Source organism: Xanthomonas sp. BRIP62418, from assembly GCF_003993495.1.
Classification (GTDB): domain Bacteria; phylum Pseudomonadota; class Gammaproteobacteria; order Xanthomonadales; family Xanthomonadaceae; genus Xanthomonas; species Xanthomonas euroxanthea.
The window spans coordinates 13319-35251 of sequence record NZ_QEZG01000026.1 but is presented as its reverse complement, the minus strand read 5'-3'; the positions used below and the strand labels follow the sequence as shown (position 1 = coordinate 35251).

General features: G+C 67.7%; 17 protein-coding genes. 8 read left to right on the top strand and 9 right to left on the bottom strand.

Annotated elements, in window-relative coordinates:
• Positions 1–91: 91 nt before the first annotated feature.
• Positions 92–949, bottom strand: coding sequence for a polyamine aminopropyltransferase (speE, locus tag EO174_RS03720; protein WP_024939717.1), 858 nt, complete (start codon positions 947–949; stop codon positions 92–94).
• 233 nt (positions 950–1182) lie between these two features.
• On the opposite strand from speE, the gene speA reads away from it, so the two are divergent.
• The 5 genes from speA to EO174_RS03695 all read left to right on the top strand — a co-directional run bounded on the left by speA (position 1183) and on the right by EO174_RS03695 (position 10676).
• Complete coding sequence (gene speA / locus EO174_RS03715; protein ID WP_104649974.1) at positions 1183–3069, top strand: arginine decarboxylase; 1887 nt, start codon at positions 1183–1185, stop codon at positions 3067–3069.
• A gap of 301 nt (positions 3070–3370) precedes the next feature.
• Complete coding sequence (locus EO174_RS03710; RefSeq protein ID WP_126942342.1) at positions 3371–3709, top strand: hypothetical protein; 339 nt, start codon at positions 3371–3373, stop codon at positions 3707–3709.
• Positions 3710–3959: 250 nt separating this feature from the next.
• On the top strand, positions 3960–7943 hold the full coding sequence (locus EO174_RS03705; protein ID WP_126942339.1) for a non-ribosomal peptide synthetase: 3984 nt from the start codon (positions 3960–3962) through the stop codon (positions 7941–7943).
• Positions 7936–9270, top strand: a complete 1335-nt coding sequence (locus tag EO174_RS03700) for a glycosyltransferase (protein ID WP_126942336.1) — start codon at positions 7936–7938, stop codon at positions 9268–9270. Before EO174_RS03705 ends, EO174_RS03700 begins: the two co-directional genes overlap by 8 nt.
• Positions 9271–9548: 278 nt before the next feature.
• On the top strand, positions 9549–10676 hold the full coding sequence (locus EO174_RS03695; protein WP_126942333.1) for an acyltransferase: 1128 nt from the start codon (positions 9549–9551) through the stop codon (positions 10674–10676).
• 131 nt (positions 10677–10807) lie between these two features.
• Here the strand turns inward: EO174_RS03695 and EO174_RS03690 are convergent, their stop codons facing one another.
• The 5 genes from EO174_RS03690 to radC form a co-directional block, all read right to left on the bottom strand.
• The gene (locus tag EO174_RS03690; RefSeq protein WP_104584909.1) at positions 10808–11563 is read right to left on the bottom strand and encodes an SDR family NAD(P)-dependent oxidoreductase; all 756 of its coding nucleotides are present in this window, start codon (positions 11561–11563) and stop codon (positions 10808–10810) included.
• 40 nt (positions 11564–11603) lie between these two features.
• Complete coding sequence (locus EO174_RS03685; protein WP_126942330.1) at positions 11604–12152, bottom strand: hypothetical protein; 549 nt, start codon at positions 12150–12152, stop codon at positions 11604–11606.
• 5 nt (positions 12153–12157) lie between these two features.
• Positions 12158–13039: an SPOR domain-containing protein gene (locus tag EO174_RS03680; protein WP_126942327.1), complete on the bottom strand. Its 882-nt coding sequence runs from the start codon at positions 13037–13039 to the stop codon at positions 12158–12160.
• 45 nt (positions 13040–13084) lie between these two features.
• Positions 13085–14773, bottom strand: coding sequence for an arginine--tRNA ligase (gene argS / locus EO174_RS03675; protein ID WP_104584916.1), 1689 nt, complete (start codon positions 14771–14773; stop codon positions 13085–13087).
• An 86-nt stretch (positions 14774–14859) separates the two neighbouring features.
• Positions 14860–15537, bottom strand: coding sequence for a DNA repair protein RadC (gene radC / locus EO174_RS03670; protein WP_104584918.1), 678 nt, complete (start codon positions 15535–15537; stop codon positions 14860–14862).
• Between the two features lie 96 nt (positions 15538–15633).
• On the opposite strand from radC, the gene coaBC reads away from it, so the two are divergent.
• Genes coaBC through EO174_RS22860 form a run of 3 tightly spaced genes read left to right on the top strand, consistent with a single transcriptional unit; the run spans position 15634 to position 19731 of the window.
• Positions 15634–16908 (top strand): bifunctional phosphopantothenoylcysteine decarboxylase/phosphopantothenate--cysteine ligase CoaBC, encoded by a 1275-nt coding sequence (gene coaBC, locus EO174_RS03665; protein ID WP_126942324.1) that lies wholly within the window; start codon positions 15634–15636, stop codon positions 16906–16908.
• Positions 16905–17372 (top strand): dUTP diphosphatase, encoded by a 468-nt coding sequence (gene dut / locus EO174_RS03660; RefSeq protein WP_104535010.1) that lies wholly within the window; start codon positions 16905–16907, stop codon positions 17370–17372. Before coaBC ends, dut begins: the two co-directional genes overlap by 4 nt.
• A 13-nt stretch (positions 17373–17385) precedes the next feature.
• A complete protein-coding gene (locus EO174_RS22860) occupies positions 17386–19731 on the top strand; it encodes a phosphomannomutase/phosphoglucomutase (RefSeq protein WP_164740073.1) in 2346 nt (781 codons plus the stop codon).
• Positions 19732–20030: 299 nt separating this feature from the next.
• Here the strand turns inward: EO174_RS22860 and EO174_RS03650 are convergent, their stop codons facing one another.
• From EO174_RS03650 to EO174_RS03640, 3 genes are all read right to left on the bottom strand, one after another.
• On the bottom strand, positions 20031–20564 hold the full coding sequence (locus EO174_RS03650; RefSeq protein WP_126942321.1) for a hypothetical protein: 534 nt from the start codon (positions 20562–20564) through the stop codon (positions 20031–20033).
• Positions 20565–20846: 282 nt separating this feature from the next.
• Positions 20847–21188 (bottom strand): lipid-A-disaccharide synthase N-terminal domain-containing protein, encoded by a 342-nt coding sequence (locus tag EO174_RS03645; RefSeq protein WP_039816706.1) that lies wholly within the window; start codon positions 21186–21188, stop codon positions 20847–20849.
• A complete protein-coding gene (locus tag EO174_RS03640) occupies positions 21188–21910 on the bottom strand; it encodes a glycosyltransferase family 2 protein (RefSeq protein ID WP_104649984.1) in 723 nt (240 codons plus the stop codon). The genes EO174_RS03645 and EO174_RS03640 overlap by 1 nt, the downstream gene beginning before the upstream one ends.
• Positions 21911–21933: the final 23 nt, after the last annotated feature.

Genomic DNA, 21933 nt, shown 5'->3' with positions numbered 1-21933 from the left:
CCGTTGCCCGGAACCGGCAGGAACCACGCCTACCGTGGTTCCTGCTGCGCCGCGCGTACCTGCCGGCAGCGCGACGGGCTGACAGTTACGCTTACTCGCCCAGCGCCTTGGCCACGAACGGCGGTGCGACCAGCACGCCGGTATGCAGGTGCGCGGTGTAGTACAGCGTCTCGAAGCCCTTGGCCTGTGCGGCGTCCTGGCGGAAGGCGAAATCGGCGTTGGCCTGCTTGCTGGCCATGGTCACGCTCCACCAGCCGGTGGGGTAGCACGGCTGCGGGAACGGCAGCGTCTTGAACGACTGGAAGCCGGCCTTGCCCATTTCGGTGCGCATTTCCTTGATCAGCTCCAGCAGCGCCAGCGGCGATTCGGACTGCTGCACCAGGATGCCGTCGTCCTTCAGTGCCTTGAAGCAGCTCTCGTAGAAGGCCTTGTTGAACAGGCCTTCGGCCGGGCCGACCGGATCGGTGGAGTCGACGATCACGATGTCCACGCTGCCGGCCGGGCAGTTGGCCATGTAGGCCACGCCGTCGTCGAACAACAGCTCGGCGCGCGCGTCGTGGTTGGAGTCGCACAGCTCGGGGAAATACTTCTCCGACATGCGGGTGACCTGCTCGTCGATATCGCACTGGGTGGCGCTTTCCACGCCCGGGTGCTTGAGCACCTCGCGCAGTGTGCCGCAGTCGCCGCCGCCGATGATCACCACGCGCTTGGGCGCGGCGTGGGTGAACAGCGCCGGGTGGCTGATCATCTCGTGGTAGAAGAAATTATCGCGGCTGGTCAGCATCACCGCGCCGTCGATCAGCATCAGCTTGCCCCAGTCGGTGGTCTGGTAGATCTCGATCTTCTGGAACGGGGACTGCACCTCGTCCAGCTTGCCGCTGATGCGGAAGCCGATGGCCGAGCCGGTCGGCTGGAAGTGTTCGATGTACCAGTTGTCGTTGGCGCTCATGCAAAGTCCTAAAGATGGGGGCTGTTGCTTCTCCCGCCGGGAGAAGGTGGCGCGAAGCGCCGGATGAGGGGCGGGCGCCGCCGCGTGCAAGCAAGCTGCTGGCGGCCGTCCCGACCCCCTGCCAACCCCGCTCCGACCAGGAGCAGGGCGTGAAGTCGGCGCGGATTGTAACGGACCCTGCGCGTGCCAGGCGTTACACTTCACGCCCTTTTTGCCCCAGCCGAGTCAGCGAAATGAGCGATTGGTCCCTCGACCAAGCCCGCAAGACCTATTCGATCCCGCATTGGGCCGACGGGTATTTCGACGTGAACGATGCCGGACATGTAGTGGTCACGCCGACCAGCGACGGTCCGTCGGTGTCGTTGCCCGAGGTGGTGGACGCCGCGCGCGCGGCCGGCGCCAAGCTGCCGCTGCTGGTGCGTTTCCCCGACATCCTGGGCCAGCGCCTGGGCAAGCTGCAGGCGGCGTTCGCGCAGGCGCAGTCCGAATGGGATTACGCCGGCGGCTACACCGCGGTGTACCCGATCAAGGTCAACCAGCATCGCGGCGTGGCCGGCACCCTGGCCAGCCACCATGGTGACGGCTTCGGCCTGGAAGCGGGCAGCAAGCCGGAGCTGATGGCGGTGCTGGCGCTGTCGCGTCCGGGCGGGCTGATCGTCTGCAACGGCTACAAGGACCGCGAATACATCCGCCTGGCGCTGATCGGCCGCAAGCTCGGCCTGCAGACCTTCATCGTCATCGAAAAGCCCTCCGAGCTGAAGCTGGTGCTGGAAGAGGCGCGCGCGCTGGACGTCAAGCCGGGCCTGGGCGTGCGCATGCGCCTGGCCTCGCTGGGCGCGGGCAAGTGGCAGAACAGCGGCGGCGACAAGGCCAAGTTCGGGCTGTCGCCGCGTCAGGTGCTGGACCTGTGGAAGACGCTGCGCGACACCGAGTACGCCGACAGCCTGAACCTGCTGCATTTCCACATGGGCTCGCAGATCTCCAACGTGCGCGACATCGCCAACGGCATGCGCGAGGCCACGCGCTACTTCGTGGAGCTGTCGCGCCTGGGCGCCAGGATCAGCCACGTGGACGTCGGCGGTGGTCTGGGTATCGACTACGAAGGCACGCGCTCGCGCAGCTATTGCTCGATCAACTACGGCCTGCATTCCTACGCCAGCAACATCGTGCAGCCGTTGGCCAGCGCCTGCGAAGAGCACGGCCTGGCCCCGCCGCGCATCGTCACCGAATGCGGCCGCGCCATGACCGCCCACCACGCGGTGCTGATCGCCAACGTGTCCGAAGTGGAGCAGGCGCCGGAAGGCCGCGTGCCCGACGCGCACGACGACGAACCGGCGGCGATCCGCCACCTGCGCGAGATCCACGACGAGCTCGATGTGCGCCCGGCGGTGGAACTGTTCCAGGAGGCGCAGCATTTCCACGCCGAAGGCTTGAGTGCGTATGCACTGGGCCAGATCGACCTGACCCACCGCGCGCGCATCGACGACCTGTTCTATGCGATCGCGCACGGCGTGCGTGCACGCCTGAGCTTCGACGAAAAGAGCCATCGCCCGGTGCTGGACGAACTCAACGAGCGGCTGGTGGACAAGTACTTCGTCAACTTCAGCGTGTTCGAGTCGATCCCGGATGTGTGGGCGATCGATCAGGTGTTTCCGATCGTGCCGATCGAGCGCCTGAACGAAGCACCGCAGCGGCGCGGCATCATTGCCGACATGACCTGCGATTCCGACGGGATGGTCAAGACCTATGTCGAGAACGAAAGCCTGGACAGCTCGATGCCGCTGCACACGTTGAATGCAGGCGAGAGCTATCGCATCGGCTTTTTCCTGGTGGGCGCCTACCAGGAAATCCTCGGCGACATCCATAACCTGTTCGGCGATACCGATGCGGTGGAAGTGGCCGTGGATGGCGACGGCTATCGCATCGCGCAGCAGCGCCGTGGCGATACCACCGATGTGATGCTGGACTACGTGGGGTATCAGCTGGACACGCTGCGTGCGACCTATGCCGAGCGCATCGCCGCCGCGCAGCTATCGCCCGAGCGCGCGCAGGAACTGAGCGATGCACTGGAAGCAGGGTTGACCGGTTACACCTATCTGTCCGACGAACCGTTGGGCTGATGCACTGCGCGCTGCGGCCGATGCCGTGGCGCGCCGTTTTGTTGTCACTCCGCGCGCAATGCATGGGAGAGGTGGTCCGCAGCGCAGCGATGCGGCCGGCATGTGACGTGCCTCAGATGTTGACCTGCGCCATCGCCGGACGCCGTGGTTTCTGCGCGCCTTGGCGATGCCGGTGACGTGCCGTCCATCGACGGCCTGCGAGACCCCATGCCATCTGCTCTAGCCAGGAGCTGGCCACGCATCCCACGGCTGTGCATGCGTGGCCGACGCGGCGTGGCAATGACAGTCAGATAACCCTCGCGTGACGCTGCGGTTGCAATCGGCATTCAAAAAAGTGCGGTGCCTTGCGCAGTGGTTGTGCCCGCAGTGCACTGATGTCAATGCCGTTGCATGCAGTGGTCTTGGTGCGCGCGGTTCCGGGCATGTTGCGAAACAGGCCAAATTCCCGGCAAAGAACGCCTTGGCCACCTTGCCGGGTGATGCATGGCAGTCTGGTCCGCAGCGCGCGGCGTGTGGGAAACGCCATCTGTGGACGTACGCATCTGGAACACTAATTGAAATCACACTTCAGCACATGATTTTTGCAGGCGACGCGGATTTCGTGATTTTTGCACGGTTTATCGCGTTGGCTAATTGTTAGTGTTTGTTTAACTTGTCGGGAAACAAGTGCTTTAAAGAAAGCCGGTGCACGTCGTTGTCTCGACGCTGCACGTCGCTTCGTGGTGCGTTCCCATTGTGCGTTTCCATCGTGTATCGCCGGCCTGCGCCGGCGGTCGTCGGTGTCTCTTACCTCACGTTTTCAAGGCCATGTGCTGATCCGGCGTCCCAGTGACCGCGTTGCGGGCATGGCGCACCGGGCGACTGCGCGCCATACAAGAAGGATGCACGCCATGCACGCTGACGCCTCTCCCGTGTTTCCCCTGACCAAAGCGCAACGCGGCCTGTGGGTCGCCAACAAGTTGCACACCGACAACACCTTGATGTTGTCCGAAGCCCTGGAAATGGTCGGTCCGCTCGATCCGCAGCTGCTGATCCGCGCCAGCATGCAGCTGACGCGCGAATTCGACACGCTGCGGCTCTGCATCGTCGAGCACGACGGCGTGCCGCATCAGGTGGTCCTGCCCGACTACACCGCCGCGATTCCGTACTTCGACGTCAGCGAAGATCCGTCCCCGCGCACTGCGGCCGAGCACTGGGTCGATGAAGAAATCCGCAAGCCGGAAGACCTGCAGAACGGGCCGTTATGGCATTGCGCAGTATTCCGCCTGGGCGAGGATCACCACATGTGGGTGCAATGCGTCAGTCATCTGGTGATGGATGGCTATTGCGCCTCGATCATGATGCAGCGCATGGCGGTGCTGTATAACGCCTACGCAGAAGGCATCGAGCCGGCGCCTGCGCAATACGGCAGCGCGCTGTCGCTGATCGAACTCGAGCAGCAGTATCGCGACTCCGATCGCTTTCAGCGCGACCGCAGCTACTGGATGCAGCAGCTGGCCGATCTGCCGCCGCCGGCAACCCTGGCACGTCCGGGCAGCCAGCTGTCGACCGGGCTGTTGCGTGGCACCGGGCAGTTCTCGCCGCAGCAGGTGGCGCGGCTGCGTGCGCTGGGCAAGGACTATGGCGCCAGCCTGCCGCAGATGCTGATTTCGCTGATCGCCGCCTATTACTACCGCTGCACCGGCACCGAGGATCTGGTGCTGGCCATGCCGGTGACCGGCCGCATCAATGCGCGTTACCGGCAGACCGCAGGCCTGGTAGCCAATGTGATTTCGCTGCGCCTGAAAATGGATCCGCAGCAGCCGGTGCATGCCCTGTTCGCGCAGGTGTCCTCGGTGGTCAGGCATGCGCTGCGCCACCAGCAATACCGCTTCGAGGATGTGCGCCGCGATCTGGGCATGTTCGGGATCGACCAGAAGTTCGCACGCCTGGCGGTGAACATCGAAGCCTTCGACTACGCACTGCGCTTTGGCCAGGCCCATGCGATGCCGCATAACCTCTCCAACGGCCCGGCCGATGATCTGACCATCTTCTGCTACGAGCGCGGCGACGGTGCCGCGTTGCGCTTCGATCTGGATGCCAATCCGGCGTTGTACGACAGCGACGAACTGGCCGACCATTGCCGCCGCCTGACCCATCTGGCCGATGCGGTATTGGCCGACCCGGAGTGCGCGCTGGGCCAGATCGATGTGCTGGGCGATGCGGAACGCCACCGCCTGTTGCACACCTGGAACGCCACCGCCGCGGCGTTGCCGGAACCTGCCACGTTGCTGCACGGCATGCTGCAGCGCGCCGAGCTGATGCCGGCAGCGGTGGTGGTGGAATACGACAACCGCACCCTGGATTACGCCACGCTGTGCGAACTGGCCTCGCGCATCGCCGCGCAATGGGTGGCCGATGGCGTCCGCCCCGGCGATGTGGTCGCCATCGCGTTGCCGCGCAGCGAGCACTTGCTGGTGGCCCTGCTGGCGGTGATGTGGAGCGGGGCGGCGTATCTGCCGCTGGACCCGGAAAGCCCGGCCGCGCGCAACCGGCAGATGCTCAACGATTCCGGCGCCATCGCGCTGGTCTGCGAGCCGGCGTTGTGCGAGCGCTATCTGCTCGGTGGCATGGTCTGGCTGGATCCGCGCCCGGCGGTGTTGCCGGCGGCGATCGCGCCGCTGGCCACGCCGGACGGGACTGCCTACCTGCTGTACACCTCCGGCTCGACCGGCGCGCCCAAGGGTGTGGAAATCAGCCATCGCAATCTGTTCAATTTCCTGCACGCGATGGAGCATGAGCTGGCATTGCGCCCACGCGACCGCGTGCTGGCAGTCACCACCATCACCTTCGATATCGCCGGGCTGGAGCTGTATCTGCCGTTGCTGGTGGGCGCGCGCGTGGTCATCGCACCGGCCGGCATCACCCATGATCCGCGCAGCCTGTCGCGGCTGATCGCGCACGCGCAGATCAGCGTGGTGCAGGCGACCCCATCGCTGTGGCGCATCCTGCTGGCCAACCAGGATCTGGCGCTGGACCGTATCCACGCTCTGGTCGGTGGTGAAGCCCTGGTGCCGGAACTGGCGACCCAGCTGCTGAGCCGGGTCGGGCGCCTGACCCAGCTGTACGGGCCGACCGAAACCACGATCTGGTCGACCATCATGCCGTTGCAGCTGACCGACGCCGCCGCTCCGCCGATCGGCCGGCCGCTGCTCAATACGCGTGTCTATGTGCTCGATGCGCAGCGGCAACCGCTGCCGACCGGTGCGATTGGCGAGTTGTACATCGGCGGTGCGGGCGTGGCCAAGGGCTATCGCGGCAAGCGCCAGCTGACCAGCGAGCGGTTCGTGCGCGACCCGTTCGCCAACGACGGCAGCAACATGTACCGCACCGGCGACCGCGTGCGTCAGCGCCGCGACGGCATGCTGGAATTCATCGGCCGCGCCGACGCGCAACTGAAGATCCGCGGCCATCGCGTGGAGCCGGCCGAGATCGAAAACGCCTTGCTGCTGCATTCGCAGGTGGCGCAGGCGGTGGTGGTCGGTCATCGCGATGGCGACCACGATGCGCTGCAGTTGCTGGCGTATGTGGTGGGCAAGCAGGGCGCAACGCCATCGCCCGAGCTGCTGCGTGCGCATCTGCAGCAGCGCCTGCCGGCGTCGATGATTCCCACCTTGTGGATGCCGTTGCAGACATTGCCGCTGACACCCAATGGCAAGCTGGATCGCCGCGCCTTGCCGTCGCCGGGTGCGCTGCCGCAGCGCGCGCATGTGGCGCCGCGCGATGCGCTCGAACACCAGCTGGCGGCGATGCTGCAGGACGTGCTGGGGATCGAGGCGGTGGGTGTGGAAGACAACTTCTTCGAGCTCGGCGGCGACTCGCTGCGCGCGGCGGAAATGGCCGCACGCTTCCCGCAGGCGTTCGGTGTCGAACTGCCGTTGGGCAGCCTGTTCCATGCACCGACCATCGCCGGCCTGGCCGAGGTGATCAAGCGCAACGTGCAGACCCCGAACGACCCGCTCGGCGTGCTGTTGCCGCTGCGTGCCGGCACCCCGGGCACGACGCCGCTGTTCTGCATTCATCCGGTGGTCGGCCTGGGCTGGTCGTATCTCACCTTGCTCGGCCAGCTCGATCCGCAGTGGCCGGTATATGCCCTGCAGTCGCCGGGCTTGAGCGACCCGCAGCATCGCCCGGAAAGCATCGAGGCGATTGCACGCGACTATCTGGCGCGGCTGCGCACGGTGCAGCCGCAGGGGCCGTACCGGTTGATTGGCTGGTCGCTGGGCGGCTTGATCGCCCATGCCATCACCGCCGAACTGCATGCGCTGGGCGAAGAAGTCGAACTGCTGGCGATGCTCGACAGCTACCCGCACCTGGAGCAGGCCGCGTCGCTGCCGGAATCGGAAAACGTGCGTGCATCGGTGCATGCGCTGGGCCTGCATCTGGCCCATGGTCAGCCGATGCCGACCACGGTGGCCGAACTGGCCAGCCTGCTGTGCGATCACTACGGGTTGAACGACCTGCCCGCGGTGCGCCAGCTGCTCGAACAACGTCCCACATTGCTGGACGACATGGGCGGCATGACCCAGCACCACCTGCAGCTGGCGCGGCGCCATCGCCCCAAGCCGCTGGACCAGGATGTGGTGTTCGTCGAAGCCAGCGTGCGCATGAGCTCCGGCGGCGACGATACGGTGTGGGTGGATTACCGGCCGCAGGCCTGGCGCCCGTACGTACGCAACCTGCACCTGCATGCGCTCGACAGCGACCACCATTCGATGCTGTCGCCCACGCATTCGGCCACGCTCAGTGCATTGCTGCACGCGGCCACTGCGAAAGCCGTACAACGCGATGGCCGCATCGCCACCGCCAGCGACGGGGTGGCCGAATATGCCTGAGTCTTCCTTCAACGCGGGACGCCGCCCGGTGCTGATCGCCACCCTGGGCACGCATGGCGATGTGCGCCCGATCATCGCGCTGGGGCGTGGCTTGCAGGAGCGCGGTTACCCGGTGCGGGTGCTGACCAGCGCCAACTTTGAATCGCTGATCCGTGCCAACGGGCTGGAGTTCTTCCCGCTCAGCGGCGACCACCAGAAGCTGTTGCAGGGCCATCCGGATGTCGCCGAGATGCGCGGTGGCTGGCGCGGCATCTGGGGCACCTTGCGCGCCCAGCTGCTGGAGTGGGCACGCGACTGGGCCGCGCAGGGCCGCGCGGCCTGTGCCGATGCCGGCCTGATTCTCGGCGTCGGCAGCGCGAGCCTGCTGGCGCACAGCCTGGGCCAGGCCTACGGGCTGCCGGTGGTGCTCACGCAATTGCAGCCGCTGACCGCCTCGCGCCACGTGCCGTTGATGGTGATGCCCACCGTGCGTCTGCCCGGGCTGGTGAGTGTGGCGCTGCATCATGCGGTGCGCTTTGCCGGCTGGCAGCTGATGCGCCCGGCGCTCAACGGCATCGTGCGCCCGGCATTGGGGTTGCCGGCGTATCCGTGGAGCGGTCCCGATCGCAGTGCGCAGCGCGTGGTGTATGGCTACAGCGAGCATCTGTGCCCACGTCCGCCGGACTGGCCGGATCGGGCCCAGGTCAGCGGTTTCTGGCAGTTGCCGCAGCCGCAGTGGCAGCCGCCGGCCGCGCTGGAGGCATTTTTGCAGGCGGGCCCGCCGCCGCTGTACATCGGTTTCGGCAGCATGATCAGCAGCGATGCGGCGCAGCTCACCGCCACCGTCAAGGCGGCGGTGCGTCTGACCGGTCAGCGCGCGCTGCTGGCCAGCGGCTGGGGCGGGCTGGCGGCCGGGGAAGATGCGTCCGACGATGCCGGGCGCTTCTTCCAGCTGGAACAGGCCCCGCACGATTGGCTGTTTCCACGGGTGTCGGTGGCGGTGCATCACGGCGGTGCCGGCACCACCGGTGCGGCGCTGGCTGCGGGGATTCCGTCGGTGGTGCTGCCGTTCGGCTACGACCAGCCGTTCTGGGCGCATTGCCTGGCCCAGCGCGGCGTCGCGCCGCCGGCGCTTGCACGGGCCGGATTGCAGCCGGAGACCCTGGCCGATGCCATCGGCCAGGCCAGCGCGCCGGGCATGCGCGCGGCGGCACGCGCGCTGGGGCAGCGCATCCGCGAGGAGGACGGAATCGGCCGGGCAGTGGACCAGCTGGAAGCATGGGGATTGCTGGAACCGACGGTGACGCTGGCGCAGGGAGCGCGCGTGGAGCAGCAGGCTGTCGCGTGATGGATGACGCCGTGGGGAAGCCACAGCATCGACAGCGGTTTGGCGGCAGCAATGCGGCTGGCGGTACCGAAGGTCTCCGGGTGCGGCACCGTTGGGGTGCTGGGCGTGTTGCTGTCGCCGCTAGCTGGTCGACGGCAGCAGGCCTGCACTGCTGACAGACGTCGGGAACGCGTCTGCGTTGCCGGCACGAGCTGGCGAGCGCGGCCAACGCCGGTGCCGGCATCGCCGCAGCGGCGGGATGCGGCACAATCGGGCTCCCTCGGCCCTGCATCGCCCGCATGCGCTATCCCGCTCTCGATCTGCTGCGTGGCATCGCCATCGTCTGGGTGATGCTGTTCCATTCCTTCGTGGTCGGCGGTCTGGGGCCGGACTGGGCGTGGTTGTCGCGCTACGGCTGGATGGGCGTGGACCTGTTCTTCGTGTTGAGCGGTTTTTTGATCGGCACGCAGGTGCTGAGGCCGCTGGCACGCGGGCAGCGCCTGGACTTCAGGGATTTCTACCTGCGCCGCGCGTTCCGCATCCTGCCGGCGTTCTTGGTGGTGCTGGCGATCTACTTGGCGTGGCCGCAGTTCCGCGAGGCGCCCGGGTTGGCGCCGTGGTGGATGTTCGTCAGCTTCACCCTGAACCTGTTGGTCGACTATGGCCGTGATGCCGCGTTCTCGCACGCCTGGTCGCTCTGCGTGGAAGAACATTTCTATCTGGTGTTTCCGTTGCTGGCGACGCTGTTGATGCGGCGGCCCTCGGCCGCGCGGTTCGTCGTGCTCTGCGTGCTGGTGGTGGTGGCAGGCATCGCGTTGCGCGCCGGCATCTGGTGGCACAACACCGCCCTGGACAGCGCCGGCGCCGGCCTGCAGCGCAACTGGTTCATCGAAGACCTCTATTACCCGACCTGGAACCGTCTGGACGGTCTGCTGGCCGGTGTCGTGCTGTCGGTGCTCAAGGTCGTTCGCCCCGCGCTGTGGCAACGGCTGCAGCAACACGGCAATGCATTTTTGCTTGCAGGCGTGGCGATCCTGGCGCTGGCGATGTGGCTGTTTCGCGAGCGCACCGGCCTGGTCGGCAATGCGCTGGGTTGGCCGGTGCTGTCGCTGGGACTGGCCTTGCTGGTGCTCGCCGGCACCGCCACCCGCGGTGTGCTTGGCGGCGTGCGCGTGCCTGGTGCGGCGTGGCTGGCGGCCATTTCCTACAGCCTGTATCTGACCCACAAGGCCGTGTTCCATCTCACCCAGGGCTGGTTCGGCCCGGCGCTGGAGGGGCGTGGCGTGCTGGCGTTTGCGGTGTATGGCCTGGTGGCAGTGCTGGGCGGTGCGCTGTTGCACTACGTGGTGGAGCGCCCGTTCCTGCAGCTGCGTGACAGGGTGCTGCGGCCAGGCGTGCGGCCGCTGGTTGCTGCTGATCGCGGCTGACCGCGCAGCGCAAAACGCCGCGCAATGCGCGGCGTTGTCGTGCTGCTTCGATGCGGCGCGCAGTGCTCACGCGCCGGCCGACACAGCATCGGATCGCGACCCGGCAGATGCATCGGCGTTGCAGGCCATCGTCACTGCGCGTCGCGCGCCACCTGGAAACCGGCGAACGACTGCGTGACCGGCATGATTTCCAGCCGATTGATGTTCAGGTGCGCCGGCAGGCTGGCGACGTAGAAGATCTGCTCGGCGATGTCCTCGGCAGTCATCGGCGTGGCGCCGCGGTACAGCGTGTCCGAGGCGGCCTGGTTGCCGCCGGTGCGCACCAGAGTGAATTCGGTTTCGGCCATGCCCGGTTCGATCGAGGTCACGCGCACGCCAGTGCCGTGCAGGTCCGCGCGCAGGCCCAGCGAAAACTGCTGCACGAACGCCTTGGTACCGCCGTAGACGTTGCCGCCGGTATAGGGGTAGGTCGCCGCGACCGAGGCGATGTTGATGATGGCGCCACGGCGTGCGATCAACGCCGGCAGCAGGCGGTGGGTGAGGGTGACCAGCGCGGTGACATTGGTGTCGATCATCTGCTGCCACTGCGTCAGGTCGGCCTGCTGCGCGGGCGCGGTGCCCAGCGCCAGCCCGGCGTTGTTGACCAGCACATCGATGTCGGCAAACTCAGCCGGCACTGCATCGATCGCTGCCGACAAGGCCTGCGCATCGCGCATGTCGAACGCGGCGGTATGCACCTGGCCGGCGGGCAGGTCGGCCGCCAGGGCATCCAGGCGCTCGGCGCGGCGGCCGGTGGCGATGATCTTCCAGCCGTCGGCGGCAAACCGGCGCACGGCGGCGCTGCCGAATCCGGAGGTGGCACCGGTGATCAGGACAGTCTTGGACATGGGGGATAACTCCTGCAAACGAGGGGGATCAGGCAAGGGATCAGGGGGCAGTGGCAGGGCCGGGCACGCTGGCCTGGGCGCGCCGCGCGCGCAGGCTGGCCTCACTGAGCGGTTCGCGCGCCAGGACACGGCCGTGTTGCACCTGCAGGAGCAGGTACGGCGCCTCTGCGGCGGTTGGCGCGGTGTCGGCGGCGCTCGCAGCGGTTGGCAAAGCAATCACCAGCTCGCCATCGATCCAGTCCGCGGCGACCGGGGCGGTTCGTCCGGGAAACAGCACATCCAGGGGCAATGCCGGCGGAGCGGTGGCACAGGCGCCGATGACGACGCGATCCAGCAGCAGCTGCGCGTTTTCCACGCGCCAATCGGCCCGGTAACCGCGCCAGTTCGCACTGCAACTGCCCAGCGCCTGTCGCGCATGCGGCACGAAACGTTGCCAGGTGGCCTGGTCGTCCAGCACCGGCGACAGGGGTTCGGCCAGCAGCGCCGCGTCCTGCCCGTCGATCCGGACACGGTCTGGAATCTGCTCGGTGGCGTGCGCCGCGCCGATCAGTCCCCACCACAACCACAGGCCGGCGGCGCGCTGCAGCACTGCGGCTACTGCGCCTTGATCGCAATGGCGGGCAAGCCGCTGCCGGTCAGCTTCTGCTTGGCTTCGGCCAGTTCGCCGGCGCTGCCATACGGCCCCATGCGCACGCGGTAGACGGTTTTGCCGCTGATATCGGCCGATTCCACGCGTGCGGCCAGGCCCATCATCGCCAGCTTGGCCTTGGTCGATTCGGCGTCGCCGGAGGCGCCGAACGAGCCGGCCTGCAGGATGTAGCGGGTGTTGTCTGTCACTGCAGCGGGGGTTGCCGCGGTGGCAGCTGCCGCTGCCGGCTTCGGCGCAGCCGTCGCAGCCGTCGCAGCCGGCGTGGCGAGCGCGGCTGTGCTGGCCGGCGCCGGCGTGGCGGCCGGACGTGCCGGGGCGGTCTCCGCCAACGGCTTCGGCGCGCTGGCCGCCGTTTCGTTCAACGGCACCGGCACGCTGGTGGCCGGCGTGGCGGCGGCCACGCTCGCACCCGGTGCAGGTGCAACCGGCTTGCCTTCCAGGGCCGCACGCGCACGTGCGGCCTCCTCGGCGCGCGCACTGGCCGCCAGTTCGGCATCGGACATCTGCACTTCCTTGCCGGGCAGCAAGGTGTAGAAGTCGTACTGGGTTTGCGCATCGCCCGGCTTGGCTTGCGGTTTGGGCGGTTGCGCGGGCTTGGGGAGCTCGGCCGGCGTATCCACGTCGGCATCGGCCACCGGCTCGGGCTGCGCATCGGGGTTCGCCCGCGGGCCCACGCGCAGGAAGCCGTCGCCATCCTTCTTGAACAGGTTGGGCGCGGCCAGAAAGATCACTGCCGCAATCGCAGCGCCTGCCACCAACCACACCCAACCTGGGGTGCCATTGCTGGTGTTGCGTCGCGCCTGACTCTTACCGCGTCGTGCTGCCATCTACCACTTCTCCGAATCACGTCGTTACGGGCCATGCGGCCCGACTTACATCTTTTCTGGGGCGCTGACGCCAAGCAGTTCCAGGCCGTTGGCGAGCACCTGTTGCGTGGCGACGGCGAGGGTGAGTTTGGCGTCGCGCTCTGCGGCATCGTCCACCAGCAGTTTGGTGTTGTGATACCACGTGTGGAAGGCGTGCGCCAATTCACGCAGGTATTGCGCGATCTGGTACGGCTCCAGCGCCTGGCCGGCGATTTCCACCACCTCCGCATAGCGCGACAGCTCGACCATGACGTTGAGCGAGTGCTCGTCGTCCAGGCGCGCCAGCTCGGCCAGTCCATGCGCCTGCTCGTACTTGTAGCCTTTTTCCTGCGCCTGCCGCAGCACGCTGCACACGCGCGCATGCGCGTACTGCACGTAGAACACCGGGTTGTCGTTGCTCTGCTGGCGGGCCAGGTCGATGTCGAAGGTGAGCTGCGAGTCGGGCTTGCGCGCGATCAGGAACCAGCGCACCGCATCGGCGCTGGTTTCCTCGATCAGGTCGCGCAGGGTGACGTAGCTGCCGGCACGCTTGGACAGTTTCACTTCCTCGCCGCCGCGCATCACCGTGACCATCTGGTGCAGCACGTACTCCGGCCAGCCCTGCGGGATGCCCAGTTCCAGCGCCTGCAGTCCGGCGCGCACGCGCGTCAGCGAGCCGTGGTGGTCCGCGCCCAGTTCGGTGATCGCGCGCTCGTAGCCGCGCTGCCACTTGGTCAGGTGGTAGGCCACGTCCGGCACGAAGTAGGTGTAGGTGCCGTCGGACTTGCGCATCACCCGGTCCTTGTCGTCGCCGAAGTCGGTGGACTTCAACCACAACGCGCCGCCTTCCTCGTAGGTATGGCCGGAGGCGATCAGCTTCTGCACGGCCTCTTCGACCTTGCCGTCCTTGTACAGCGAGCTTTCGAGGAAATAGATATCGAAATCGACGCGGAACGCGGCCAGGTCGTGGTTCTGCTCGTTGCGCAGGTAGGCCACGGCGAAACGGCGGATCGCGTCGAAGTCGGCAGGATCCTTGCCGCCGGTGACCAGATGGCCTTCCAGGTCGACGGTGTCGCCGGCCAAGTAGGCATTGGCCACATCGGCGATGTAGTCGCCGCGGTAGCCATTCTCCGGCCAGCCGTCGCTGTCGGGGGTGAGCCCTTGCGCGCGCGCCTGCACCGACAAGGCCAGGTTCTCGATCTGCACGCCGGCATCGTTGTAGTAGAACTCGCGCTTGACGTTCCAGCCGTTGGCATCGAGCACGCGCGCCAGGCTGTCGCCGATCGCCGCCGCGCGGCCATGGCCGACATGCAGCGGGCCGGTCGGGTTGGCCGAGACGTATTCCACGCCCACCGAGCGGCCGTTGCCGGCCAGCCCACGCCCGTAGTCGTGGCCCTGCTTGAGCACATGCGCCACTTCGCGCTGGTAGGCGGTGGGGGCGAGATGGAAATTGATGAAGCCCGGCCCGGCGATCTCGACCTTGGCCACGTCGTCGCTGGCCGGCAATGCGGCGACCAGCGCCTGGGCCAGCGCGCGCGGATTGCTGCGCGCCGGCTTGGCCAGCAGCATCGCAGCATTGGTGGCGAAGTCGCCGTGCTCGCGCGTCTTGGGTCGCTCGACCACAAAATCCGGCGGCAGGGTGTCGGCAGGCAGGGTGCCGTTGGCGCGCAAGGCTTCGATGCCTTGGCCGATCAGTGCGCGGAGTTGGGCTTTCACGTGGGATCTGCTTGGAACGAAACCAGCGATTTTACCCGACCGCGCGTCCCGGGGTCGGGCCGATGGTTCAGGTCAGCGTCGCGCTGTCATCCCAGCCAGCCGCGCTCGGCCAGCGATACGGGCCGGCCGTCGCCGATCACGAAGTGGTCCAGCAGGCGGATATCCACCAGCTCCAATGCGCCCAGCAGACGCCGGGTGACCGCGCGGTCGGCCTCGGACGGTTCCGGATTGCCGGACGGGTGGTTGTGCCCGACGATCACTGCCGCGGCGTTGTGCAGTAGCGCCCGCCGCACCACCTCGCGCGGATGGATGTCGGCCCCGTCGATGGTGCCGGTGAACACTTCCTCGAAGGCGATGGCGTGATGGCGGGTGTCCAGGTACAGCACCGCGAACACCTCATAGGGGCGCGGACGCAGCCGTTGCGAAAAGTAGCGGCCGGCGCTGGGCGGGTCGCTGAGCGCATCGCCGCGTTCCAGCGCGCTCAGCAGGTGGCGGTGTGCCAGTTCCAGCCCCGCGCTGAGTTTGCAGGCCGAAGCCGGACCCAGGCCGGGCAGGCGCGCCAGCGCGGGCGCCGTGTGGTCCAGCAGCACGCGCAGCGGGCCGTGGCGCAGCAGCAGGTTGCGCCCGGTCTGGACGGCGTCCTGGCCGCGCAGGCCGGAGCCGACAAAGATCGCCAGCAGCTCGGCATCGGACAGGGCAGTCGCCCCGCGCGCCAGAAGTTTCTCGCGCGGGCGTTCGTGGGTGGGCCAGTCGTGAATGTGCATATGGCGAGATTGCCGGTGCTCATCGCTCACGCCTATCAGGCCGGACGGGGGCATCGGCTAATCTAGTTGTCCTTGTAACCGTAGGACGACTCCGACGTGATCGGCTCCACTCAGGCCCGCCCCCTGGACGGACAGCGCTTGCTGCTGTGCGTCGGCGGAGGCATTGCCGCTTACAAATCGCTCGAACTGGTCCGTCGCCTGCGCGACGCCGGCGCACTTGTACAGGTCGCCATGACCAGCGGCGCGCAACAATTCGTCACTCCGCTCAGCTTCCAGGCGCTGTCCGGGCAGCCAACCCGTACCACGTTGTGGGACAGCGCTGCCGAGCAGGCGATGGGACATATCGAACTGGCGCGCTGGGCCGATCAGGTGATCGTCGCCCCGGCCACCGCCGACCTGCTGGCGCGGCTGGCGCATGGCCTGGCCGATGATCTGGTCACCACGCTGTGCCTGGCCACCACCGCGCCGCTGACCGTGGCCCCGGCGATGAACCACCGCATGTGGCTGCACGCGGCCACGCAGGCGAATGTGGCGACCCTGTCCGCACGCGGCGTGCGCGTGGTCGGTCCCGATGACGGCCCGCTGGCCGAAGGCGAATCCGGACCCGGACGGCTGGCCGAGCCGGCGGCGATCATTGCCGCCCTGGCCGGCGGTGCCGGTGCCGACAGCGCCGTGCCGGTGGCCTCCAGCAGTGCGGCTGCGCCGGCATTCGTGCCCAGCAGCGCGCAGCTGGACGGCCTGCGCATCGTGATCAGCGCCGGCCCCACCTTCGAGGACCTGGATCCGGTGCGTTACGTGGGCAACCGCAGCAGCGGCAAGATGGGCTATGCCCTGGCCGCCGCCGCCGCCGGCCAGGGGGCCGAGGTGGTGCTGGTCAGCGGCCCGGTGCACCAGGCCACCCCGGCCGGCGTGCGGCGGATCGACGTGCGCTCGGCTGCGCAGATGCGCGATGCGGTGCTGGGCGCGTTCCCGGCCGACATCTACATCGGCGCCGCCGCGGTGGCCGACTACACCCCCAAGCGGGTGGTCGCGCAGAAGATCAAGAAGACCGGCGAGACGCTGACCCTGGAACTGGTGCGCACCCCGGACATCCTGGCCGAGGTCGCCGCGCAGACCGGCGCGCTGAAGCTGGTGGTGGGTTTTGCCGCCGAGACGCACGACGTGGAGCATTACGCGCGTGGCAAGCTGGCCGCCAAGCGGCTGGACCTGATCATCGCCAACCAGGTGGGGATCGAGGGCGGCGGCTTCGAAAGCGACAACAACGCCGCCACCGCCTACTGGCAGGGCGGCGAGCGCGCCTTCCCCAGCAGCAGCAAGACCGAACTGGCCGACCAGCTGTTGGCCCTGATCGCGGAGAGATTGCAGGCATGAGCACCCCGACCCAGTCCTTGCAGGTGAAGCTGCTCGACCCGCGCTTCGGCGACCTGTGGCCGCTGCCGGCCTATGCCACCGACGCCAGCGCAGGCATGGACCTGCGCGCCGCGCTGGAAGCGCCGATGACGCTGGAGCCCGGCGATGCGGCGCTGATTCCCAGCGGCATCGCGATCCATCTGGCCGACCCGCAGCTGTGTGCGGTGATCCTGCCGCGCTCGGGCCTGGGCCATCGCCACGGCATCGTGCTCGGCAACGGCACCGGGCTGATCGATGCCGATTACCAGGGGCCGTTGCTGATCAGCACCTGGAATCGCGGTCGCGCCGCCTTCACAATCGAGCCGGGTGACCGCATCGCACAGCTGGTGATCCTGCCGATCGTGCGCGTGGGCTTGCAAGTGGTGGATACTTTCGTCGACAGCGCACGGGGAGCGGGTGGATTCGGCCACACCGGCGTGCGCTGACGGGGGACGTCACATGAGCAAGACGAGCGAGCGCAGGCAGTCGATGTCCAGCGTGCGTACGCGTGGTCAGGTGTTGGGGGGAGTGTTGTTGCTGCTGGCTGCCTGGTTCGGCTGGAGCAGCTACACGCAATGGCGCAAGGATGCGGTTGCGCAGGACCTGGAACAGGCGCGCGACCGCGCCGTGCAGGACGTCAGCCAGGCCATGGCGCAGCAGGCCAGCCAGCTCGACGCCCTGCTCAAGCAGCCGCAGGTCATCGCCGCGTTGGCCAACGGTGACGCGCTGGCGGCGGCCTCGACCATCCGCGAGCGATTCAAGGGCGCCGAGGACGTGCAGGTCCTGCCCGGCGACCTGACCGCCGCCTACGACAATCCCAAGGACTTCGGTTACGCGCGGCTGAGCCTGCTCGAGTCGGCGCTGGTGGCCGAACGTGCCCAGGTGCACGTGGTGCGCGACGCCAAGCAGGTCCGTCTGGGTGTGGCAGCGGCGGTCACACTGGGCACGCAGCCGGCGGTGGCGTACGCGCGCCTGCCGTTGTTGCGTCTGACCGGCCCGCTGGATGCGATCGCAGTGCCCGGCAGCGCCTATCTGGCCTTGCGCCAGGGCAGCTACAACGTCGCCCAGCAAGGCGATGTGGCGCTGGCCGATGCCGCCGAGACCCTGGCCAGGCCATTGGGTGACAGCGGCCTGCGCGTGGCCGCCGCGGTGCCGCAACGCGATGAGGGCCCGCTGGGTCTGGGCACCGTCGGCTGCGCGATCGTGGCCGTGCTGCTGCTCGCCATCGCCGTGCTGTTGGTGCTGGCCAGCCGTGGCCGCGTCGCCTTGCCGCGTCGCCGCGTGGCCAGCGAGCCGAGCGCCGACGAACCTACCTTCAGCCAGAGCCTGCAGCATGACGCCAGCCTCGCCAGCGAGGCGCGCGCGCTGGACGCAGATGCGCCGCCCGCACCGCCGGCGCTGGTGCCGGCCGTGCAGGTCGCCACCGAGATGTTCCGCGCCTACGACATCCGCGGCGTGGTCGGCAAGGACCTCAATCCGGGCGTCGCCGCGTTGATCGGCCAGGCCATCGGCAGCGTGATGCAGGCGCAGGGCCTGCGCGAGGTGGTGGTCGGCCGCGATGGGCGGCTGTCGGGCCCGGAGCTTGCCAATGGCCTGATCGACGGCCTGCGTCGCGCCGGCTGCAAGGTGATCGATGTCGGTCTGGCGCCCACCCCGGTGGTGTATTTCGGCGCCTATGAACTGCGCGCCGGCAGCTGCGTGGCGGTCACCGGCAGCCACAATCCGCCCGACTACAACGGCTTCAAGATCGTCATCGGTGGCGAGACCCTGTCCGGGGCGGCGATCGCCGACCTGCACCAGCGCATCAACGAAGGCCGCCTGCACACCGCGGCAACGCCTGGCGAGCTGGAACAGCGCGACATCAGTGACGCCTACATCCAGCGCATCGCCGACGACGTGCAGCTGGACCGCCCGATCAAGGTCGTGGTGGATGCCGGCAACGGCGTGGCCGGCGAGATCGCGCCGCGCCTGCTGGAAGCCATCGGTGCCGAGGTCATCCCGTTGTACTGCGAGATCGACGGCACCTTCCCCAACCATCACCCCGACCCGAGCGAGCCGCATAACCTCGACGATCTGGTGAAGATGGTGCAGCGCTTCGATGCCGATATCGGCGTGGCCTTCGATGGCGATGCCGATCGTCTGGGCGTGGTCACCAAGCAAGGCACCATGGTGTTCCCGGACCGTCTGCTGATGCTGTTCGCCGCCGACGTGCTGCAGCGCAACCCCGGCGCGTTGGTGATCTACGACGTCAAGTGCACCGGAAAGCTGTCCGACCATGTGCTGCGCAATGGCGGCAGCCCGCTGATGTGGAAGACCGGGCACTCGCTGATCAAGGCCAAGATGCGCGAGACCGACGCCGAACTGGCCGGCGAGATGAGCGGGCACTTCTTCTTCAAGGAGCGCTGGTACGGCTTCGACGACGGCATCTATGCGGCCGCACGCCTGCTGGAAATCCTGGCCCAGCGTGAGCAGACCCCGTCGGAGGTGCTGGAGGCCTTGCCCGAAAGCGTGTCCACGCCGGAAATCAAGGTGCCGGTGGACGGTGATGCGCATGCACTGGTCGCGCGTTTCGTCGAGCGTGCCCAGGCTGGCGAGGAATCGCCGTTCGAATCGGCGCGGCTGTCGACGATCGACGGACTGCGCGCGGACTTCGCCGACGGCTGGGGCCTGGTGCGTGCCTCCAACACCACGCCGATCCTGGTGCTGCGGTTCGAAGCCGACACCGAGGCCGCATTGGAGCGGATTCGCGGGCTGTTCCGCAGCCAGTTGCAGGCCTTGCTGCCGGAGCATCCACTGGAGTTTTGAGCGACCGGTGCGTCACGGACGACTGCCCTGCCGGTATACCGGCAGGGCGAGTCGCGGCGCCGCAACCCGCCGCAGTGGCCGATCACACCGTGCTCGGCGCTGGCAGATGTCGGCGATCACCGCAGCGTGCAGCCCGCCTTGACCGACGTGGCGACCGACGTCAGACGTCGCCCGAACAGACGGCGCTCGACGTCAATGTTGATCGGGCGGACGTCGCTCGCACAGATCCCGCCATGCTGACCGGCGAAGACGCGCAACAGTCTGTCTGGGTTGCGCCGGACGGACGCGCGCGATCACGGTCACCTGTCTCCCGGACCCGGCATGCGTGGACCATCAACCGGCACTGCAATCCCGGCGCCGTGCGCAGCGTGGTCGTGCAGCAGCCAGACCGCATCCCAGTACGGATACCCACCGATCTGCGCGGCCAGCCCTGCGCGCAACGGCAACGCCACCAGCGCGCGCGCGAACTGTCGATGGTCGTCATGCGGGGCAAGCGCCGACGCCTGCATCTGCGGCTGCCACACCGTCCCACCGCGGCCACGTGCGCGATTGACCGCCCCGGCGGCGACCTGCCGCGCAACGGCAGCCATGTGCAGCAGCGCAGCCTTGCCCGGTGCCTGCAGCAGCGCACACCAGCAATCGGGCAGCAGCACCCAGCACAGCAACTGCGCGCCCTGCCAGTGACCGGCCGCCGCCAGGCTCGCCGCCGCGGCCCGCGCGCAGCGCCAGTCGGCAAACAACGGCACCTGCTGATGCGTGTGCAGCCGCAAATGCCAGTGCGCCGCAATCGGCGCCGACCCGGACAAGGAACGATGGAGAAGCGCACTGGACATGCGCACAGCATGCCGATGAGCAAACAGCCGCGGCATCGGCGGCGCGCCTCATCTCCGGTCGGTCACCAGCGCATCGCGGTGTACGAAGAAACCCATTGACTGTCGGATATCGCACGCCTGGCGTTATCCACCACAAGGCAGAGCCGATGCAGCCTGCTGCACCAGCTCAGTTGCGCCACCGGCACCACCTCAAAAGCCTGGAGACCTGGCGCACCAATCACCAGCAACCGGTCACAGCACCCGCGAACCGCGATTCCCCAATCCCGATTCCCGATTCCCCGCTCAATGCACCGCCCGGTCGCGCTTCCACCCGCGATGCTTCACATCCAGATACAGGCTGTAGAACGCGGTGAACGCCGGGAACAGGTTCTGCAGCACGCCCACCGAATCCTGCTTGGCCGAGAACACGAAGTAGCTCAGCGTCATCAGGCTGCCGACCACGCTCATGTACCAGAACATGCGCGGGATCACCGGCTTGCCGGCGCGCTTGGAAGCGACAAACTGCACCAGCCAACGGCCGCCGAACATCAGTGCGCCCACATAGCCGATCAGCTTCCAGCCGGTGACATGCAGCCCGGTCCAGTACAGCCAGGTCAGTGGCTGGTCCAGCCAATGCAGTTCCATCAGCGCTCCTGCACCACGGTGCGCCTGCTGCGGGTGATCAGCCAGGCCACGCCGCGCAGGTCGCGGATGCCGACCAGCGCGCGATTGAGATTGTTGTACTTGGACACGCCGGCGGTGCGATGGCGGTGGTGCACCGGCACGCTCACCGTGCGCCAGCCGGCGCGCTGCATCAATGCCGGCAGATAGCGGTGCATATGATCGAAGTAGGGCAGGTCCAGGAACGCCTCGCGCTCGAACAGCTTGATGCCGCAGCCGGTATCGGGCGTGTTGTCGTGCAGCATGCGCGAGCGGATCGCGTTGGCCCACTTGCTGGCCCAGCGCTTGGACCCCGAATCCTGGCGGTTGACCCGCCAGCCGGCGAACAGCTTCACCTGCGCATCGGCGCTGGCGCGCGCGGTCAGCAGCTTGGGAATGTCGGCTGGATCGTTCTGGCCGTCGCCATCGAGCGTGGCGATCCAGCTCGCACGGGCGGCCTTGACGCCATTGCGCACCGCCGTGCTCTGGCCGCTCTGGGTCACGTGATGCAGCACGCGCAGCTCCGGCGTGGTGGTCTTCAGGCCTTGCAGCACCGCCAGCGTGTCATCGCGCGAGTGGTCGTCGACATAGACGATCTCGAACGCCACCAACCCGCGCAAGGCGGCGACGATCTCACCGACCAGCGCGGCGACGTTATCGCGCTCGTTGAACACCGGGACGACAACGGAAAGCTGAGGGTGGCTCATGGATTCGTGGTGGCCAGATGAAG

What these genes read in the sequence shown, in the direction of transcription:
- EO174_RS03640 (WP_104649984.1), bottom strand. Translation starts at nt 21,910, where the DNA reads ATGAGCCACCCTCAGCTTTCCGTTGTCGTCCCGGTGTTCAACGAGCGC.
- EO174_RS03645 (WP_039816706.1), bottom strand. Translation starts at nt 21,188, where the DNA reads ATGGAACTGCATTGGCTGGACCAGCCACTGACCTGGCTGTACTGGACC.
- speE (WP_024939717.1), bottom strand. Translation starts at nt 949, where the DNA reads ATGAGCGCCAACGACAACTGGTACATCGAACACTTCCAGCCGACCGGC.
- speA (WP_104649974.1), top strand. Translation starts at nt 1,183, where the DNA reads ATGAGCGATTGGTCCCTCGACCAAGCCCGCAAGACCTATTCGATCCCG.
- radC (WP_104584918.1), bottom strand. Translation starts at nt 15,537, where the DNA reads ATGCACATTCACGACTGGCCCACCCACGAACGCCCGCGCGAGAAACTT.
- EO174_RS03700 (WP_126942336.1), top strand. Translation starts at nt 7,936, where the DNA reads ATGCCTGAGTCTTCCTTCAACGCGGGACGCCGCCCGGTGCTGATCGCC.
- EO174_RS03690 (WP_104584909.1), bottom strand. Translation starts at nt 11,563, where the DNA reads ATGTCCAAGACTGTCCTGATCACCGGTGCCACCTCCGGATTCGGCAGC.
- EO174_RS03695 (WP_126942333.1), top strand. Translation starts at nt 9,549, where the DNA reads ATGCGCTATCCCGCTCTCGATCTGCTGCGTGGCATCGCCATCGTCTGG.
- EO174_RS03650 (WP_126942321.1), bottom strand. Translation starts at nt 20,564, where the DNA reads ATGTCCAGTGCGCTTCTCCATCGTTCCTTGTCCGGGTCGGCGCCGATT.
- EO174_RS03705 (WP_126942339.1), top strand. Translation starts at nt 3,960, where the DNA reads ATGCACGCTGACGCCTCTCCCGTGTTTCCCCTGACCAAAGCGCAACGC.
- EO174_RS03680 (WP_126942327.1), bottom strand. Translation starts at nt 13,039, where the DNA reads ATGGCAGCACGACGCGGTAAGAGTCAGGCGCGACGCAACACCAGCAAT.
- EO174_RS22860 (WP_164740073.1), top strand. Translation starts at nt 17,386, where the DNA reads ATGAGCAAGACGAGCGAGCGCAGGCAGTCGATGTCCAGCGTGCGTACG.
- dut (WP_104535010.1), top strand. Translation starts at nt 16,905, where the DNA reads ATGAGCACCCCGACCCAGTCCTTGCAGGTGAAGCTGCTCGACCCGCGC.